18 protein-coding genes and 3 pseudogenes are annotated in these 16,484 nt (G+C 73.6%); 3 read left to right on the top strand and 18 right to left on the bottom strand.

Going from position 1 to position 16,484, the window contains the following annotated elements; translation table 11 throughout:
- Nucleotides 1-57: 57 nt before the first annotated feature.
- Nucleotides 58-948 (top strand): universal stress protein, encoded by an 891-nt coding sequence (locus tag PYS65_RS32370; RefSeq protein ID WP_279337504.1) that lies wholly within the window; start codon nucleotides 58-60, stop codon nucleotides 946-948.
- Between the two features lie 355 nt (nucleotides 949-1,303).
- On the opposite strand, the gene PYS65_RS32365 is transcribed toward PYS65_RS32370, so the two are convergent.
- From PYS65_RS32365 to PYS65_RS32345, 5 genes and pseudogenes are all read right to left on the bottom strand, one after another.
- Nucleotides 1,304-1,801, bottom strand: coding sequence for a flavodoxin domain-containing protein (locus PYS65_RS32365; RefSeq protein ID WP_279337502.1), 498 nt, complete (start codon nucleotides 1,799-1,801; stop codon nucleotides 1,304-1,306).
- Nucleotides 1,802-1,820: 19 nt separating this feature from the next.
- Nucleotides 1,821-2,540 carry a CBS domain-containing protein gene (locus PYS65_RS32360; RefSeq protein WP_279337501.1) on the bottom strand — a complete coding sequence of 240 codons (720 nt, stop codon included), beginning with the start codon at nucleotides 2,538-2,540 and terminating at the stop codon, nucleotides 1,821-1,823.
- A gap of 13 nt (nucleotides 2,541-2,553) precedes the next feature.
- Nucleotides 2,554-3,219 (bottom strand): annotated as a pseudogene (locus PYS65_RS32355) (acetate--CoA ligase family protein); the annotation flags it as partial.
- Between the two features lie 615 nt (nucleotides 3,220-3,834).
- Nucleotides 3,835-4,032, bottom strand: a pseudogene (locus tag PYS65_RS32350) (HAD family hydrolase); the annotation flags it as partial.
- Between the two features lie 19 nt (nucleotides 4,033-4,051).
- Entirely contained in the window at nucleotides 4,052-4,213 is a 162-nt protein-coding gene (locus PYS65_RS32345; protein ID WP_279337500.1) for a hypothetical protein, read from the bottom strand.
- Nucleotides 4,214-4,418: 205 nt separating this feature from the next.
- On the opposite strand from PYS65_RS32345, the gene PYS65_RS32340 reads away from it, so the two are divergent.
- Entirely contained in the window at nucleotides 4,419-4,688 is a 270-nt protein-coding gene (locus PYS65_RS32340) for an SHOCT domain-containing protein (RefSeq protein WP_279337499.1), read from the top strand.
- Between the two features lie 288 nt (nucleotides 4,689-4,976).
- Here PYS65_RS32340 and PYS65_RS32335 read toward each other — a convergent pair whose 3' ends face one another.
- From PYS65_RS32335 to PYS65_RS32295, 9 genes are read right to left on the bottom strand one after another with little or no spacing between them, the layout of a single operon-like run.
- A complete protein-coding gene (locus PYS65_RS32335; RefSeq protein WP_279337498.1) occupies nucleotides 4,977-5,615 on the bottom strand; it encodes a V-type ATP synthase subunit D in 639 nt (212 codons plus the stop codon).
- A complete protein-coding gene (locus tag PYS65_RS32330; RefSeq protein WP_279337497.1) occupies nucleotides 5,612-7,048 on the bottom strand; it encodes a V-type ATP synthase subunit B in 1,437 nt (478 codons plus the stop codon). The genes PYS65_RS32335 and PYS65_RS32330 overlap by 4 nt, the downstream gene beginning before the upstream one ends.
- 30 nt (nucleotides 7,049-7,078) lie before the next feature.
- The gene (locus PYS65_RS32325) at nucleotides 7,079-8,812 is read right to left on the bottom strand and encodes a V-type ATP synthase subunit A (protein WP_279337496.1); all 1,734 of its coding nucleotides are present in this window, start codon (nucleotides 8,810-8,812) and stop codon (nucleotides 7,079-7,081) included.
- Nucleotides 8,800-9,327 (bottom strand): hypothetical protein, encoded by a 528-nt coding sequence (locus PYS65_RS32320; protein WP_279337495.1) that lies wholly within the window; start codon nucleotides 9,325-9,327, stop codon nucleotides 8,800-8,802. The genes PYS65_RS32325 and PYS65_RS32320 overlap by 13 nt, the downstream gene beginning before the upstream one ends.
- A complete protein-coding gene (locus tag PYS65_RS32315; RefSeq protein WP_279337494.1) occupies nucleotides 9,324-9,545 on the bottom strand; it encodes a hypothetical protein in 222 nt (73 codons plus the stop codon). Before PYS65_RS32315 ends, PYS65_RS32320 begins: the two co-directional genes overlap by 4 nt.
- A 1-nt stretch (nucleotide 9,546) precedes the next feature.
- Nucleotides 9,547-9,969, bottom strand: a complete 423-nt coding sequence (locus PYS65_RS32310; RefSeq protein ID WP_279337493.1) for an ATP synthase subunit C — start codon at nucleotides 9,967-9,969, stop codon at nucleotides 9,547-9,549.
- Nucleotides 9,966-11,348, bottom strand: coding sequence for a V-type ATPase 116kDa subunit family protein (locus PYS65_RS32305; RefSeq protein WP_279337492.1), 1,383 nt, complete (start codon nucleotides 11,346-11,348; stop codon nucleotides 9,966-9,968). The genes PYS65_RS32310 and PYS65_RS32305 overlap by 4 nt, the downstream gene beginning before the upstream one ends.
- 4 nt (nucleotides 11,349-11,352) lie before the next feature.
- The gene (locus tag PYS65_RS32300; protein WP_279337491.1) at nucleotides 11,353-12,285 is read right to left on the bottom strand and encodes a hypothetical protein; all 933 of its coding nucleotides are present in this window, start codon (nucleotides 12,283-12,285) and stop codon (nucleotides 11,353-11,355) included.
- Nucleotides 12,282-12,701, bottom strand: coding sequence for a hypothetical protein (locus tag PYS65_RS32295; RefSeq protein ID WP_279337489.1), 420 nt, complete (start codon nucleotides 12,699-12,701; stop codon nucleotides 12,282-12,284). The genes PYS65_RS32300 and PYS65_RS32295 overlap by 4 nt, the downstream gene beginning before the upstream one ends.
- A gap of 448 nt (nucleotides 12,702-13,149) precedes the next feature.
- Between PYS65_RS32295 and PYS65_RS32290 the strand changes: the two genes are divergently transcribed.
- Nucleotides 13,150-13,326: a CBS domain-containing protein gene (locus PYS65_RS32290; protein WP_279337488.1), complete on the top strand. Its 177-nt coding sequence runs from the start codon at nucleotides 13,150-13,152 to the stop codon at nucleotides 13,324-13,326.
- A gap of 288 nt (nucleotides 13,327-13,614) precedes the next feature.
- Here PYS65_RS32290 and npdG read toward each other — a convergent pair whose 3' ends face one another.
- The 4 genes and pseudogenes from npdG to PYS65_RS32270 form a co-directional block, all read right to left on the bottom strand.
- A complete protein-coding gene (gene npdG, locus PYS65_RS32280; RefSeq protein ID WP_279337487.1) occupies nucleotides 13,615-14,331 on the bottom strand; it encodes an NADPH-dependent F420 reductase in 717 nt (238 codons plus the stop codon).
- A gap of 107 nt (nucleotides 14,332-14,438) precedes the next feature.
- Nucleotides 14,439-15,032 carry an SDR family oxidoreductase gene (locus tag PYS65_RS32275; RefSeq protein ID WP_279338147.1) on the bottom strand — a complete coding sequence of 198 codons (594 nt, stop codon included), beginning with the start codon at nucleotides 15,030-15,032 and terminating at the stop codon, nucleotides 14,439-14,441.
- A gap of 23 nt (nucleotides 15,033-15,055) precedes the next feature.
- Nucleotides 15,056-15,271 (bottom strand): annotated as a pseudogene (locus PYS65_RS35305) (SDR family NAD(P)-dependent oxidoreductase); the annotation flags it as partial.
- Between the two features lie 113 nt (nucleotides 15,272-15,384).
- Nucleotides 15,385-16,389, bottom strand: coding sequence for a DUF2889 domain-containing protein (locus tag PYS65_RS32270; protein ID WP_279337486.1), 1,005 nt, complete (start codon nucleotides 16,387-16,389; stop codon nucleotides 15,385-15,387).
- Nucleotides 16,390-16,484 lie beyond the last annotated feature (95 nt).

The raw sequence follows: 16,484 nt of genomic DNA, 5'->3' as shown, positions 1-16,484 counted from the left end.
GTCCTCTGGCGGCAGCGCATCATCCGGGTGAGGCTTGAGGAAGGCAGGGAGGCGCGGGTGAGCAGCGGCCTGGTGGTAGTGGGAGTGGACGGCTCGGCGTCGGGTCTCGCCGCGGCGGAGGTGGCGGCTCGCGAGGCCCGGTGGCGGGGCGCGGGACTGCGCGTGGTCCACGCGTTCCTCTGGTCCGCCCTGCATGCGCCGTTGGGGCCGTCTCCCTTCGGCCCGCCCGAAAGCGATGTGCGCAACCAGGCCGAGCGGCTGACGGCCGAGGCGGTGGAGCGCGCCAGGTCGGCGGCGCCGGAGGTGCACGTCACGAATGTCATGGTGGCGGGCGAGCCGTTGACGGTACTGGAGGCGCAGTCGCGTGCCGCGGAGCTGGTGGTCGTCGGATCCCGGGGCATGGGGGGCTTTGTGGGGCTGCTCGCGGGTTCGACGGCGGTGCACCTGGCGGCACACGGACCGTGCCCTGTGCTGGTGGTGCGGGAGCAGCCTGACGCCGCCGGGCCGATCGTGCTGGGGGTCGACGGCTCACCCGCGGGCGAGAAGGCGATCGATTTCGCCTTCGCCGAGGCCGAGCTGCGCGGGACCTCGATCATCGCCCTGCACGCCTGGACCACGTGGAACGCGCCGGTGCCCCCGCCACAGGACCCCGTGCTGCCGTACGCGAATGAGCCGGGCGCGCTCGCGCAGAGCGAGGAACGCCTGCTGTCCGAGGCACTCGCGGGTCACCGGGACACGTACCCGGGAGTCCAGGTCGAGCACAGGGTGGTGCACGGCGGTAGCCGTGAGGCTCTGATCGAGGCCAGCAGGACCGCCCAGCTCCTGGTCCTCGGCGCGCGGGGGCGCGGCGGTTTCGCCGGCCTGCTGCTCGGCTCGGTCAGCCAGGCCCTGCTGCACCACGCGCACTGCCCGGTCGCCGTGGTACGGGGATCGGACGCGCGTCACTGACCGGATCGCCGGGGCGTTCTCGTGTCCGGCTGCTCGGCAGCTGCGCGAGTCCGGGAACGGGGCGATCCCTTCCGTGAAGCAAGGAGAAGGCGCCTTGAGCCGCACGTCAGCACCGCACGCCAGTGGGCCGGCGGTGTCCGCGCAACCGCCGTGGATGCTCGCCCCGGCCACAGCAGGATTCATGCCCTGCTTCTGGGCGTGGGCTCGGCCGGCGCCGCCCGGTCCGACTCTCCGCGATGACCGTCGAAGGCGTGTGCGGAGGACCACAGCGGCCGGTACCGCGTGGGACGGGCAGCCGGTGGGGCGGCAGTTCACGGACGGCACAGCGGCCGGTCGCGGGCACGGGGACCGGTCCTCATCCGCGGGTCAGGTCGTCGGCGACATGTGCCGCCCACGTCTCGATCGCCGTGAAGTCGCGGAAGTCCCCGCCCTTTCCGTTGCGGAGGATCATCCGGGCGACCCATCCCTTCGCGCCCTCCTCGAGGCAGCCGCCGAAGGTGACGTGCTCCCTGGCGTCAAGCTCGGCGACGGCCTTCCTCACACCGGGTACGGGCGGGATGTCCCGTTCCGAGGCCGTAGCGTCCAGCGGGCCGCTGCTGAACAGCCACACCGGGCGTTCCGCCAGTTCGTGGCGGTGCCGGCGGACGAACCGACGGGCGTCCTTGTGCCAGCGTCCGGCGTACAGCCCGCCACCGACCACCACGGCGTCGTACGACGTCACACCGGCGACGGACCGGGCGGGCAGGGTCTCGACCGTCAACCCCTCCTTCCGCAGGACGTCGGCGACGGTTTCGGCGATCCGTGCCGTCGATCCGTTCGTGGTTCCGTAGGTGACCAACACGGTGCCGGCCATGGCGTTGCGCCTCCTCTCCTCACCGGCGCGGCCGGTCGTCGGCCACGCCGTGCCGCGTCTGCGGCTCCCCGGTACGCAGACGCGCGTCGTCCAGTCGGTACGTGAGCTCGTCGACGACCCCGACCACACCGTCGATCCGCGCGGTCATCAACAGGGCCACGCTCTTCTCGCTCTTGCGTTCCACATGACCGGTGAGCGTCACGACGCCCTCGACCACGAACACGTCGACGGCGCGGGGCGGCAGCCCCAGGGTGTCCACCAGTACGTCCTCGATCACCTCGGTGCGGATCTCCGCGTCGGGGCGCAGAAAGACCTGGAGCAGATCGCGGCGGGTGACGATGCCCACCAGCCGGTCCGCCTCGTCGAGCACCGGCAACCGTTCCACCTGGCGCCGGGCCATGGTGCGGGCGGCCTCGGCGATGGTGTCGTCGGCGTGCGAGGTGACCGGCGGCCGCGTCATCAGCTGGCCGGCGGTGCGGGCGTGCACTTTCGCGGTCTGACGCCGGGCACCGCGCGTCAGCCTGGCGAGGCGCCGTCCGTGACGGCCGGGCGTGGCCGCCTGGCGCGCCACCAGGTCGGTTTCGGAGATGACGCCGATGACCTTGTCGTCCTCGTCGATCACCGGCAGTCCGCTGATCCGGCGGTCCGCGAGCATCCTCGCGACCTCCTTGAACGGGGTGCCGTAATCGGCATGGACGACATCCGTGGTCATGACGGAGCCGACCTTGTTGTGCATCATGTCTGTTCCCTCCTCACCGGAGTCGGCGCAGATAGGGGTCCTGTGGCCCGCACGGCACCAGCCGGACCCGGGCGTCCAGCACGGTGACACCGTCCGGTGTCGCCAGAACCGGGTTGAAGTCGGCCTCGGCGAGCTGCGGCAGATCCGCCGCCATGCGGGACAGCCGCAGCAGCAGTTGCTCCAGCCGGCCGAGGTCGACGGGACCGTCGCCGCGCGCGCCGAACAGGAGCGGGGCGCAGCGCGGGGAGGTCATCAAGTCGTGTACGTCGTGGTCCGTGAGCGGAGCGAGGCGGGCGGCGTGGTCGGCGAGCACCTCGGTCGCCGTGCCGCCGAGCCCGAACAGGACGAGGGGACCGAAGACCTGGTCCTGGACGACACCGGCGAACAGCTCGGTGCCGCGAGCGGCGAGCGGCTGCAGCACGACACCGGTCATCAGCCCGGCGAAGCGGGTCCTGAGGTCCCGGAAGGCGGACCGGATCTGCGCATCGCCTCGCAGGTCGAGGTGGACGGCGTGCTGCTCGCTCTTGTGCACCAGCCCGGGCCAGTGGGCCTTCATGACCACCCGGCCGTCGGCACCGCGCAGCCGGTCGGCGGCCAGGACTGCGTCGTCCTCGGTCACGGCCCAGGCCCACGGGATCTGTGGGATGCCGTAGCAGCCCAGCAGATCGGCGCAGGTGCGCGCGATCTGATCGTGGTCACCGGGCCGCAGGGGACGGATGCACACGGTGGCGCCGTCCGCGAGCAGGGCGTGGACGGGGGGTCGGTCGGTCACGTCGTGCTGTGTCATCGCGAAACTCCTCCGAACCTCATGCCACCTCGAGCATCCGCCGGATCGGGTCGAGACCCCATGGGCTGTCCGGGGCGATACAAGGGCCGGTCGGCCCAAGGCCGCACCAAAAGTCCCCGGCAGAGGTAGTGGGTGCCGTGCTCGGTCTGCCGGTGTTCGGTGGCGGTCGCCTTGTCCACCCGCATGCTTCACACCGGGTCCGCGACCGTGGTGTCGCCGCCCCGGAAGGCCGGGCGGTGTCGGCCCGCGGCCGCGGTGGCTGTGCTGTGCTGTCGGGGCACGGTCGGCAGTGGACTCGGCCCAGGGCTGGATACGGGCGGCTCGGTCTCGGGCAGCGGCTGGGTGTGCCGGCGGCGCAGCCGGGAGGCGCTGGCGACGACACCGCTCGGAGAGCCGGAGACGAGAGTGATGTCGGCGGCCTCGATGGCCAGGACGCTGTCGACGGTGGCCGGGCGGGGCGTCGTCGATGCCGTCGCCGGCCATCCCGACGGTGCGGCCCTCGTCCCGGAGGCGGCGGATCTCTTCGTCCGTGTGCTCGGGCAGCACCCGGTCCACGCCCGCCTGGGCGGCGGTGCGGGCGTTGTCCCCGGTGAGCATGACGACGTCGACACCCAGGCGCTGCAGCACGGTGATGACGGCCGCGGAGTCGTCCTTGACGGTGTCGGCAACGGCCAGGACTCCTGCGGGTCGTCCGGCGACGGCCACGGGCACGGGGGCCTTCCCCTCAGCCGACGGGGTGGCGGCGGCAGGGTCCAGGGACGGTGTCGACACCGACGTCACCCAGCAGCCGGGCGATGCCGGCCCGGCGCGGCCCGAGGAAGCACCGGCCCCGTGCGGCGATCAGCACGGCCGAGGCGAGGAGCCCGACGATTTCGAGAGCACCCATGGGCGCTTCTGGCCTCCCCCGGTGGATCATTCTCCAGCCTGCGCTCGGGCGCCCCTGCCGCATAGGGGCTGAACGGCCCACTGGTCCTGGGCCGTCCGGCCCCGGAGCGCCGCACCGGGCAGAGGGACAATGCAGGTGAAGGCAGGAAGTCCTTCGGGAGCCCGGTCGGCCCTGGTTGCCGACAGACCGAAGCAGGTGAGTGGCGATGATGTTCTGGTACGGCCACGGCGTCAGCGGTTGGGGCTGGTTCGCGATGTCGGTCGGCATGGTTCTGTTCTGGGCGTTGATCATCACGGCCGTCGTGCTGCTCCTCCGAGCCGTCAACAGTCCCCATGAACACACCCACACCCTCGCCACGCCCCCACCCACCCCGGAGGACATCCTTCGCGAGCGGCTGGCCCGGGGGGAGATCGACGAGGAGGAGTACCGGCGTCGTCTGAGCACGCTGCACTCCGACCCGCTCGCCAAAGGCTGAACCACGGCTGCCACTTCCCCCCACGGCGCCGTGCACCCCTCGATGACCGAGGAGGATTCGATGTCCGCGAAGCAGACGTGTCGACAGCGGTCGGCAGCTCGCGCGGTGCCCGGACCACGTTCCGGGTCATGAGTTCCGCGACCGTGCGGTGGTGCATGTCGCTTCTCCGTTCCGGTGGGCGGTCCGCCTGCTCGGATACGGCGCCCCTACCGGGTTGCGTCGGTGACGGCACCACGGTGGGGAAACGGGGACGACCCTGCGAGCCGGGCTCGGCCGTCGCGGCTCCCCTCACTCACCGCCCCCTCCGCCGCCCTCCCGGGTACGAGCCGCCCAGCGGCGCCTCACCGCGTCCTCGTGCTCGGCCTGTTCCAGGGCGAGTTCGATGCGGGCGAGCGCTGACTCGAGGCGGGGTATCCAGTGCCGTCGCAGGGCTCGGGCGCGTCGGCGGGTACGCGTCAGTTCGGCCTCGAGGACCCTCCTGGCCGCCCGGGCTCCGGCGTACTCGGCTGCCGCGCGGAGTGCTTCGCGGAAGGCGGTCTCCGCGTGGATCAGGGCGGTGTTGGCGGGCGGGGCCGAGGTGGGCGTGCGGTCGGGCACGGAGCAGGTGACCTCGGACGGGTGACGAACCCCCATGGTGACGGTTTCGACGACCGCGATGCTCGCCGGGCCGACCCCGGCGGCCGCGCTGTCGAGCACTGATTCGCCACCGAGCAGGACTGCTCTCAGCAGCCAGGTGTCCGCTTTCTCCGCGCTGTCGTGCCAGCGGCGGGCACCGCTCTCCTCCGCGCGGCGCAGGTGCTCGTGGCGGGCGCGCAGGATGCGCAGCTTCTGTTCGAGGAGGTCGGCGCCCCGGCGGGCGACCGTCAGACGGTGCCGCAGGTGCAGACGCCCGGCACGGGAGGGCGGGATCCGGGGCGGGGCCGTCATGGAGGCGTCCCTTCTTCCCCGGGCAGGTCGGACACTTCGTCCTGGTCTTCCGGGGCCTCCCGCGCGCCGTGTTCGTCGAGCAGGGCGGCGGGCAGCATGGAGAGCTGGCCGCGCGGCAGCGTCAACAGCGCCTGCCAGGCGTCCTCCAGTGTCTGCTCCAGAGATCGCGACGCGTCGCTCGGCTGGTTCACGAAACCGCGCAGGAATGCCTCCTCGAAGACCAGATGGCGGCGGTCGGCCGGGCTCAGCGCCGGTCGGCCGACCAGGTCGGCGAGTTCACGGACCTGCCGGGCCCGGGCGAGTGCTGCCAGGAGTTGCGCGGCGACGTCGAGGTGGTCGGCGCGGGTGCGGCCCGGTCCGGCCCCCTTGCGCATCAGACGGGACAGTGAGGAGAGGGCGTCCACGGGCGGATACACGCCCAGGGCGTGCGTTTCGCGGGAGAGGACGATCTGTCCCTCGGTGATGTAGCCGGTCAGGTCCGGAACGGGGTGGGTGATGTCACCGGCGGGCATGGTCAGGACGGGCAGGACGGTCACCGAGCCGGTCCTTCCGCGGAGTCGGCCGCAGCGCTCGTAGAGAGAGGCGAGGTCGCTGTAGAGGTAACCGGGGTAGGCGCGACGGGCCGGGACCTCGCCGCGCGCCGCCGAGACCTCCCGCAGGGCCTCCGCGTAGCTGGTCATGTCGGTCATGACGACGAGGACGTGCCGCCCGCCGGTGAAGGCGAGGTCCTCGGCGACCGTCAGGGCGAGGCGCGGGGTGAGGATCCGTTCGATGACGGGGTCGTCGGCGGTGTTGAGCAGCAGCACGAGGTCGCCGGTGGCGGAGCGCTCCTCCAGTGCGTCCCGGACGAAGGAGGCGTCCGGGTGGGTGAGTCCCATGCCGGCGAAGACCACGCTGAACGGCTCACCGCCGGCGGTGGCCTGGGCCGCGATCTGGGCCGCCAGTTCCAGATGGGGCAGTCCGGCGGCGGAGAACACCGGGAGTTTCTGCCCGCGCACCAGTGTGGTCAGCGCGTCGACCACGCCGACACCGGTGAGGACCGGCTCGGACGGAGGCTCCCGTCGTACGGGATTGAGGGGGTTGCCGCCCACGGGGGCGCTGGCCCGTCCGAAGACCGGAGGCCCTCCGTCGACCGGCTCGCCGCGCCCGTTGCAGACCCGGCCCAGCCAGGCGGGACCGACCGGAATGCGCAGCGGTCCTCCGGTGAAAGCCACGCGGGTGCCTCGCGGGTCCATGCCGGTGGTGTCCTCCAAGACCTGCACCACGGCGAGGTCCCGGTCCACTTCCAGGACGAGTCCGTGCCGCTGTTCGCCGGTCTCCAGCGTGATCCGGGCGAACTCGTCGTAGCCGACGCCTTCGACCCCTTCGAGGACGGCGAGCGGACCGCGCAGTTCACGGACGGACGTGTACTCGACATCGCCCCACAGGGTCACGGCCGGTCACCTCCGTCCCCGAGGCTCATGTCACCGCACCTCCCGCAGCCGGGTGAGCAGGGCGTCCCGTCGTGCCCGCACGCCCTCGGTGTCGTGCGGGCCGACCTCCTCGCGTGCTCGGAGCACCGGACCGAAGTCCACGTCCTCGAGGACGGCCGCGGGGGTACCGGAGTCGACGAGTTCCCGGCACCGGTCGACCACCGCGAGCACCGCGTCGACCAGTGCGGCGGTCTTGTCGGCGCCGCAGTGGGCGTCCTCGGCCGACAGGGCGCTCTGCTGGAGGAGGCCCTCGCGGACGAGCCGTCCGGCGAGGACGCCGACACGTTCCCGGTCGGGCAGTGCGGTGATGCCGATCAGATCGACGAGAGCGGCCAGCCGGTCCGCCTCTGCGAGCAGGGCGGCCACGCGTGCGCGCCGCGCGGGCCAGGCCGGGTCGTCCGCCGCCTGCCGGGCGGTGAGGGCCGCCGCGTCGCGGGAGAACGATCCCGACCAGGACAGGGCCGGGTAGTGCCGGGCGTAGGCGAGGTCGCGGTCCAGTGACCACAGACAGCGCACGAACCGCTCGGTGTGGGCGGTGACCGGTTCGGTCGTGTCACCGCCCGGCGGGGAGACCGCGCCGATCACGGTGATCGAGCCGCGTTCGCCGCCGAGTGTGGTCACGGCTCCCGCACGCTCGTAGAACGCGGCGATCGCCGAGGCCAGCCCTGCCGGATACCCCTCCTCGGCGGGCAGCGCGCCGGTCCGGGAGGCGAACTCTCTCAGCGCCTCGGCCCACCGCGAGGTCGAGTCGGCGATGACCACGACGTCGAGCCCCATGTCCCGGAAGTACTCGGCGACCGTGGTCCCGGTGTGGATACTCGCCTCACGGGCCATCATCGGCATGTTGGAGGTGTTGGCGATGGTCACGGTCCGGTCGGCGAGCCGTCCGCCGGTCCGGGGGTCCTCCAGTTCGGGAAGCTCGGCGATGACGTCCGCCATCTCGTTGCCGCGCTCACCGCAGCCCACGTAGACGATCACGTCGGCGTCGCACCACTTGGCGATCTGCTGCAGCAGCACGGTCTTCCCGGTGCCGAAGCCGCCGGGGACGGCGACCGTGCCACCGCGGGCGACGGGAAAGAGCAGGTCGATCACGCGCTGCCCGGTGCTCAGGGCCTCCGGCTCTCCCCCGCGCTCACGTACGGGCCGCGGACGGCGTACGGGCCAGGTGGCACCGATGCGTACGTCGGTGCCGTCGACCCGGGCCACGACCGCGTCCTGCGGACGGGTTCCCTCCGGCGCGATCCGCTCCACCACGCCCGCGACGCCCGGCGGTACGAGTACCCGCACGCGGACCGGCCCCGTTCCTCGCACCTCCCCCAGCGCCTCGCCCTCCGCGACCCGTGCCCCTTGCTCCACACCGGGGACGAACGGCCAGGCGCGCTCCTCACCGGCGGACCGGTTCGTGCCGGGGGCCAGCCAGTCGCCCGCACCGGAGAGCGGCCGGAGCAAGCCGTCGAAGACGCCTCCGAGCAGCCCGGGACCGAGCTGTGCGGAAAGCGGCCCCGTGCCCGGCCGTGCGAGGTCTCCGGGGGCGAGCCCACCCGTGTACTCGTACACCTGGACGGTGACGACGCCACCGCTGATCGCGACCACCTCGCCGGGCAGCCCCGCCTCGCCGAGGAAGACCAGGTCGTGCATCGCCGTGCCGTCGGTGTACTCCGCCTCGACCAGCGGTCCGGCCACCCGCAGAATCCGCGCGGCGGGGTCGGCGTTCACGGCGTCCACAAGCTCTCCACCTCCGCTCCGAGCCGGTCCAGCGCCCGCGCGGCCAGGGCATCGAGGGTGCAGTCGACCCGCCGGCCTGCGGCGTGGGCGACCAGGCCTCCGCCGGAGTGCACGGCCGTCTCGGCGTCCGGTCCCAGGAGCCGGCGCGCGTGCCGGGTCAGCCGCTCCAGCAGCAACGGATAGTCGGCCGTGTGCCGCAGCTCCCGGACGTGGGCGGTGGCACGGCGGCCCAGTTCCTCGTACGTCTCCCTGCGGGCGGCCAGTTCACGCGCCCGCGCCGTTCGCCGGGCCCGCGCGCGGATGACCCGCCCGGCAGCGGCCCCCTGGGCCTCCCCCTCGCGGTGGGCGTCCTCCAGCAGGGCGCGGGCCTCGGCGCGGGCGTGTTCGAGGAGCGCCGTGGCGTCCCGGTCGGCTCGGGCCAGCAGGTCGGCGGCCTCTGCCCGGGCGGCCCGCAGCAGCTCGGCACGGACCGGTTCGAGTGCGCTCTCGACCCGGCCCGGGACGGGTGCCTTCACGGTGGCATCACCGCAGACAGCGGCGCGGTGGCCTCCGACGGCTCCGGGCCGAGCGCGGCGGCCGCCGCCGGGGTGAGGATCACCAGCTCCACGTCCTTGGGAAGGGTCCGCCACGCCGCCCGCACGGCGTCCGGCCCCTCCGCGAGGAGCACGGTGACTCCGGCCAGCGCGAATCCGGCCACCCGCACCTGTTCGCCTAGGGCGGCCACGCGTCCCATGTCAGGCCTTTCCGATCAGGATGATCGCGACGACCAGGCCGTAGATGGCGATGCCCTCGGCGAGGCCGACGATGACCATGGCCCGGCCGAAGAGCTCGGGCCGCTCGCTGAGCGCCGCCAGCGCCGCTGCGCCGGTGTAGGCGACGGCGATCGACGCCCCGATCGAGGCCGCGGCCACCGAGATCGCGGCGCCGATCAGTGCGGCGGAGCCGGATCCGGAGTTCTGTGCCGTCTCGGCTGCGGCGGCGGCTCGTGCGTCCCCGCCGCTGAGGGCCACCATGAGCAGCGCGAGCGCCCCGGCGAACAGGAGGGCGTCGGCGGCCAGGACCAGCCGCAAGGCCGCGCGGGCGGACCGGCGCACCAGCAGCCGGGTGACGAGCCAGACCACCGTGATGACGGGAAGAGCGATGAGCCAGGCGATCACGACATCACCTCCGTGCGTTGAACGGGCACCTTCCAGGGCCGGAAGGGCCGGCCCTGTGTCTCGAAGACCCGGGAGAACAGCTCGTAGAACTCCAGCCGCAGCGCCTGCACACCGGCGACCAGCAGCTCCAGCGCGAAGGTCAGGCCGTTGCCGACGAGGAAGAGCGCCACGGCCCCCACGAGTGCGGCAGGCCCTCCGCCCGCCAGCGCCGTGGTGCCGCGCCACACGACGTCGCCGAGCGCGGCATGGGTGAGCCCGAAGGCGGCCAGCCGCGCGAAGGACAGCAGGTTCGAGCCGATCCGTACGACGGCGTCGAAGAGCTGGACACCGGTCTGGGCGACGCCGCCCGGGCCGCCGGCCGTGGCGGCGTACATTCCGGTTCCGGCCAGAACCAGCCCCGTGATCGCGATGCCCGCCCCGGCGAGGGCGTACCCGGAGCGGCCGATCCAGACAGCTCCGGCGACCACCACGAGTCCGAGGTAGAGCGCCCCTCCCGCGATGCCGGACACCGCGTGGAGGGCGCCGGACGGCCCGCTCTCCCTCCAGCGGTTCACCGCCCCGGCCCCGTACGCCAGCGCCAGGAGTACGGCGCCGAGCACGACGGCCGCGGCCAGCAGCCGTATCGGCTCGTCCAGCGGGTTCAGCCAGAGCACCGGCAGGACGCCGGTCGGGCCGAAGAACTCGCCGTAGGCCACCCCGGCCAGTGCGCTGGTCAGGCCCGCACCGGCCACGAACGGCCACAGCGGGCGCAGCGACGCCGCCCGGCGCGGGCGGCCGGCGCGCAGCAGGAGCCCGGCCAGGAGCAGCAGCGCGCCGTGTCCGGCGTCGCCGAACATGACGCCGAACATCACCGCGTACACGAGGCCCGCGGGCACTGTGGGATCAAGGTCGGAGTAGGGCACTGTCCCGTAGGTGCGCACCAGCGGCGTGAACGAGCGCCGTATCGCGCTGGTGTCGTCGCGCAGCAGGGTCGGAGGGTCGGCCCCGCGTGGTGCCTTCAACGGCACCAGCGACGCCCCGGCCCCGGCCAAACGCTCGGCGGTCGCGGGCACGTCGACGACGGGGCACCAGCCGGCGAGCGCCCCGACCTCACCGTGCCGCACCACGCCGGAGAGCCGTTCCTCGAGCTGTGCCTCCCCCGCCAGCAGATCGGCTCGGCCCGCGCGCTCCAGGGCGTCGAGGTCGGGGGGACTGGCGCTGACGACGGCTTTCGCGGGCCCGGAGCGCAGGCGCCGCAGACGGTCGGCCGCCTCACCCCTGGCTGCGCCGTCGGAACGGTCGAGCTCCACACAACCCGCCTCTGCGACGCGCACCAGGGCCTCCCGCACAGCGTGCAGGGGGGCGACGACCGCCACCCGCTGCATGCGGACAGGGCCCATGGCATCAGGACGGAGCATCGGGCGCCTCCGGCGATCCGCCGCCCCGCGCGGCCAGCTCCAATGCCCCGCGTGCCCTCCAGGCGTCCGTGGACAGCACCGCGACCGCGCCCACCACCGGCCCGGAGCCGGGGCGAGATGCGCGCAGCAGCTCGGAGCCGTCCCGAGCGAGCCGTTCCCACCACCGGGTCTCCGCCCGCCACAGGTCCTCAGCGGCGTCGAGCCCGTCCAGTGCCCAGCGCGCGGGCTCCGGCAGCCGCCGCTGGAAGCCGGCGAACGAGGAAGCCGCAACCGCCGCCCGCCCGAGCAGCCGGGTGGCCGTCCGGGCAGAGGGTCCGGTCAGCGGGCGGCCGACGAGGAACACCTCGCGCGCGATCAGCAGAGCGAGCCGTCCCGCTGCCCAACGGGCGGCCTCGGGTACGGAGTCAGCGGTACGCACCGCGGCGGAGACCCGCATCCCGGTGGCTACCGCGGCCGACGTGTCGGCGCCGGGGTCGCCCCAGACGGAGGTGGCCAGTTCGGCCCTGAGCGCGTCCGGCGCTCCGGTCCGGGCCAGCCGGGGCCACGCTGTCGCCAGCGCGCCGAGGACGTAGGGCAGGTGGGACCGCGCGGGAACCGCTCCGGACATGCTGCGGAGATGCTCCTCGGTGTTGGAGATCTCGAACCCTGCCGCCAGCACTCGGATCACCGCCGCGCCGCCGCGTGGCTGCCAGCCCGCGAGGACACGCAGGTGCCACAGCAGTGTTGCCGCGACTGCCTGCTGGGCCTCGGCGAGCGACATCCCGGGAGCGAGGTCGCGCCGGTAGGCCGTGCCTCCCAGGTAGCGCAGCGCGGCGTCGAGCGTCGGGGCGGAGGCCACCTCCCGGAGTCCGGTCGCGCCGAGGCATCGCGACCGCATGGTCCGGGCCCGCGTGGTCCCGGCCACCCATCCGGCACTCACGTCGGGCCCCTTTCCCCGGGCTGCCCGTCCCGGGTGAGTATCGGAGAGGGGACGTCTTCCCCGGTGCCGAGTTCCTCGATGACGAGTGCGGCCACGCGGTTCACAAGAGCGGGTGTGCGTGCCGCAGCCCGCCGGCGTACGCGTGCCGCCTCCTGCTCGGCGTCGCTCAAAAGCACGGCCGCCTCGGCCTCGGCGGAGCGGTGTGCCCGGACGGCGGCCTCCGCCCGCACCTCGTGGGCGCGAGCACGTGCCTGCTCCACGATCTCCTCGGCCTGCCGCGCGGCCTCGGCCCGCACTCTCGCAGCGTCCCGGGCGGCCCGCTCACGCACGGCCCGCGCCTCGGCCTCCGCCTGCTCCAGTAGCACCAACGGCGACTGCAGTTCGGCGGCGGCCTCTGCTGAACGATCCGCGGGCACACCCCCGGGTGCCGCACGGCCAGGCGGCACCCGACGGCGAAAACGCGTCAGGAAATCCCGGAATCCCGCCATGGGCTCCCCTCACGTCCGGCCCTGTTCCAAGTTTCCGCTCTCATGTCGGCGCTGTCGCGCTGTGTGGGTCGCTGCAGGGCACAGGGCATGAGCCCGGGATCAATGTGACACGGGCCGCGTGGAAGACCGACTGCTCCGTCGGGAGGTTGCGGTGAGTGACCACGAACGTCGAGCCGCCGCGCGAGAAGCCCGTCACGCCGTTCCGCGCCGCTCCTGGACACCGGAGGAAGAGCACCGCCAGGATCTGCTGCGACGCTGTCCCGGTGCTCTCGCCTCCGTCTCGGCGTCGGAGGCGAGAGCGAGGGCGTCTCCGGCAGCACCGACCCCGGCCCCCACTCAGCCACAGAACCGCGACCGGGCACCGCAGGCACCACGTGTGCGCGACGTCATGGCCGTCCCGACCGTCCCGGTCACCGGCGACACACCGTTTCCGGACGTCGCCCGCACCCTCTCCCGCGAACACCTGGGCTCAGTACCCGTGGTGGACAGCGAGGGCCAGGTGACCGGTGTCGTCTCCGGGGCCGACCTGCTGCCCGAGGCCGGAGTTCCGTGACAGCGGCCAGGTCCTCCTCGAGCAGCGTCGGCCACCTCCTCCACGCGCTCCGCGGGTTCGGAACCTTCTACAACGAGCATCGCCCGCACCGAGCCCTGGGCCGAGCCGCGCCGCTCCGACCGCTCCCCCACCCGATCAACGAACCGGAGAAGACCAGGCACCTGGGGTCCGCCGCCGCTCCGGTGGCCGGGGCGCCCCGATGGCCGGAGCGCTCCCGCGGCCTGGACAGCCGGATCGCGGGGCCTGGGCGCGTCTTCCGGGCGGCCCGGTGCGGGGCCGCCCGGGATGTCATACGTCCGTGACGCGGAGCCCGGCGTGTGCCTTGTAGCGGCGGTTGACGGAGATCAGGTTGGCGACCAGCGCCTCCACCTGGTGGGCGCCTCGCAGCCGCCCGGCGAAGACGCCCCGCATGCCCGGGATCCGCCCGGCCAGCGCCTGCACGATCTCCACGTCGGCGCGGACCTCGCCGAGCACCATCACGTCGGTGTCGATCCGGTCGATCTCCGGGTCCTGGAGCAGTACCGCGGACAGGTGGTGGAAGGCCGCGGTGACCCGGGAGTCCGGCAGCAGGGCCGCGGCCTGCTCGGCGGCGCTGCCCTCCTCGGGCTTGAGCGCGTAGGCGCCCTGCTTGTCGAAGCCGAGCGGGTTGACGCAGTCGACGACGAGCTTGCCGGCCAGTTCCCCGCGCAGGGACTCCAGGGTCGTGCCGTGGCCGTCCCACGGCACGGCGACGATCACGATGTCGCTGCGGCGGGCGGTCTCGGCGTTGTCGGCGCCCTCGACGCCGTACCCGAGTTCCTCGGCGGCCGCCCGCGCGCGCTCGGCGGCGCGCGAGCCGATGATCACCTTCTGGCCGGCCTGGGCGAGCCGGTACGCGAGGCCCCTGCCCTGCGGTCCGGTGCCGCCGAGCACACCGACCACGAGCCCGGAGACGTCGGGCAGGTCCCAGGGGTCCTTGGCCGGGGCCTTCGCGGGGGCGGGGGGCGTTGCGTCTGGTGTGCTCACGTTGTGTTCCTCCTTGTGAGGGGCAGGGGCGGACAGCACGGTCGTCCGGGCTGTCCCCGGGGATCCGGGGGAGGGACGGGGCGGCACGCGTGCCGCCCCGCCCATGCTCATGGCGCGGTCCGGGACGACGCCTTCCTCGCGTGTGCCTGGATCTCCGGGGGCCAGGACCTGCCCAGCGACAGGCCGCCGTCGACGACGTTTTCCTGTCCGGTGAGGGAACTCGACGCGTCGGAGGCGAGGAAGGCCGCCACGGCGGCCAGGTCCTGCGGCTCGCCGCTGCGGGGAACCGGCTGGAAGTCGCGCAGGCTCTCCCGTACCCGTTCGACGCTGTCGTCCAGGGCGGATCCCGTGAGGCCGGCGCCGTGGCCGACGATGCGGGTGGCCACGCCGCCGGGCGTCATCACGTTCACCCGGATTCCGTGAGGGGCGAGTTCCACCGCGCTGCTGCGGGTCAGCTGGACAACGGCGGCCTCGGCCGCGCCGTAAGGGTGGGGGCCGTAACCGGCCCTCAGGCCGGCGACGCTGCCGGTGTTCACCATGCTGCCACCGCCGTGGTCGCGCATGACCCGGGACGCGTGCTTGATGCCGAGGAAGACACTGCGGCACAGCAGCCGGAAGGCTTCGTCCCACTCGTCGGCCGGGATGTCCTCGGCGAAGCGCCGGGACCCCACCCGGCCGGCGTTGTTGACCAGGCAGTCCAGGCGTCCCGGGTGGCAGCCGTGTCCGTCACCGCCGCGGCGATGTCCTCCTCGCGGGTGACGTCGACGCGGCGGAACACCGCCGTATCACCGAGCTCCTCGGCCAGGCCGCGGCCCCGTTCCTCATCGACATCGGCCACCACCACGAAGGCACCCGCGTCGACGAAGTGGCGGCAGACGCCCGCCCCGATTCCGCTGGCGCCTCCGGTGACCAGGGCGACCTTCCCCTGCAGTGAGTGCACGTGGGGACCTCTCTCCTCGCCTCGCGTGGCCTGCCCGGGATGTCGGGTTCCTCCGGGGACGAGGCTCCTGGCGGGCCGTTCCTCCCGGGTGTTCGCCTGCCGTCCCGGCGTCTTCACTCCTGCGCGCTCCGGTGCAGCGCGGCCACCAGGGCGGGCACCTCGGCCAACGCGCGCAGGGCGTCGTTGAGGTGCGTGCACCCGTCGGTGCCGCGCAGCACCCTGGGCACGGTGGTGCGCAGGTCCGCCAGGGGTGTCCCGAGCAGACGGTCCAGGTTGAGCACGGCCAGGGGGCACTCGTCGTAGGGCAGGATGCGCGGCTCGGCCCGCAGGGTGAGGAGGGCGCCGGTGCGTGCGTGGGCCGTGGCGTGCAGCCGGTATTCGTGCACAGCCCTCCTGCCGCCCTCGGGCACCGTCGCGCTGTCCTGGAACATCGCGTCCACGCCGATGACCTCGCCCGGTGTGACGTCGATGCGCCGGGCCCGGCGCATCGACGGTTCGGTGGGTGCGGCCAGTTCGTGCCAGCCCGCCGGGTCGTCGGGGTGCGGCAGCGGTACGACCCGGCGTGTCCGGTCGCCGCCTTTCCGGACGTGGTCGGGGCTCAGGGCGCTGGATCCGGGCATGAATCCCGTGCAGACGCCTTCCTGCGGGCGCGCCGCGGCCCGGTGTGTGCCGGGCCCGGCAGACGGCCACCGGGTCGCGGCGAAGTCCGCGATCAGTGATACCGCGGCGAGATCGTCCAGCATGAGGTACAGCGGGGTCCCGGTGTCCCGTTCCCGCGGCAGGGCCTGCGCCAGCCGGGTGCGGAATCCGCCGCCGCAGCGGGCGCCGGTGAGGAGGGTCAGTTCGCTCCTGGCCGGGGTCGACTCGATCTCCTCGATCACCCGGCTCGCCGGTGTGAATCGGACGCGCAGCCGGTCCTCGGCGACGACGAGCGGGGGCCTTCCGTCGGCCGGGGTGTAGAGGTCGCGGGCCCGCCCGTCGATGTGGAGCCCGGTGCCGAATCCTCCGGGCCACCGCGTGTCGAGCGTCGAAGTACGGCGCACGCTGCCCGGGGGGCGGACCGGTGACGGCCCGAGCAGGCCGGCGGGCTGCGGTGCCGGAGGGTCTTCGGTGGTCATCGGGTGCCTCTTCGTCGATGGGGGTCTCACGCTCTTCACGCCGGCTTCCCCAGGGGAGGCAGGTGTGAGCCGGTGCCGTCCTTCCCGTGGGGCGG

Origin of the sequence: Streptomyces cathayae, from assembly GCF_029760955.1 — a bacterium.
In the GTDB taxonomy this organism is placed as follows: Bacteria; Actinomycetota; Actinomycetes; order Streptomycetales; family Streptomycetaceae; genus Streptomyces; species Streptomyces cathayae.
The sequence above is the reverse complement of the archived record's forward strand: the minus strand, read 5'-3'. Positions and strand labels throughout refer to the sequence as shown.

What these genes read in the sequence shown, in the direction of transcription:
- PYS65_RS32365 (WP_279337502.1), bottom strand. Translation starts at nt 1,801, where the DNA reads ATGGCCGGCACCGTGTTGGTCACCTACGGAACCACGAACGGATCGACG.
- PYS65_RS32360 (WP_279337501.1), bottom strand. Translation starts at nt 2,540, where the DNA reads ATGATGCACAACAAGGTCGGCTCCGTCATGACCACGGATGTCGTCCAT.
- PYS65_RS32345 (WP_279337500.1), bottom strand. Translation starts at nt 4,213, where the DNA reads ATGGGTGCTCTCGAAATCGTCGGGCTCCTCGCCTCGGCCGTGCTGATC.
- PYS65_RS32340 (WP_279337499.1), top strand. Translation starts at nt 4,419, where the DNA reads ATGATGTTCTGGTACGGCCACGGCGTCAGCGGTTGGGGCTGGTTCGCG.
- PYS65_RS32335 (WP_279337498.1), bottom strand. Translation starts at nt 5,615, where the DNA reads ATGACGGCCCCGCCCCGGATCCCGCCCTCCCGTGCCGGGCGTCTGCAC.
- PYS65_RS32315 (WP_279337494.1), bottom strand. Translation starts at nt 9,545, where the DNA reads ATGGGACGCGTGGCCGCCCTAGGCGAACAGGTGCGGGTGGCCGGATTC.
- PYS65_RS32305 (WP_279337492.1), bottom strand. Translation starts at nt 11,348, where the DNA reads ATGGGCCCTGTCCGCATGCAGCGGGTGGCGGTCGTCGCCCCCCTGCAC.
- PYS65_RS32270 (WP_279337486.1), bottom strand. Translation starts at nt 16,389, where the DNA reads ATGACCACCGAAGACCCTCCGGCACCGCAGCCCGCCGGCCTGCTCGGG.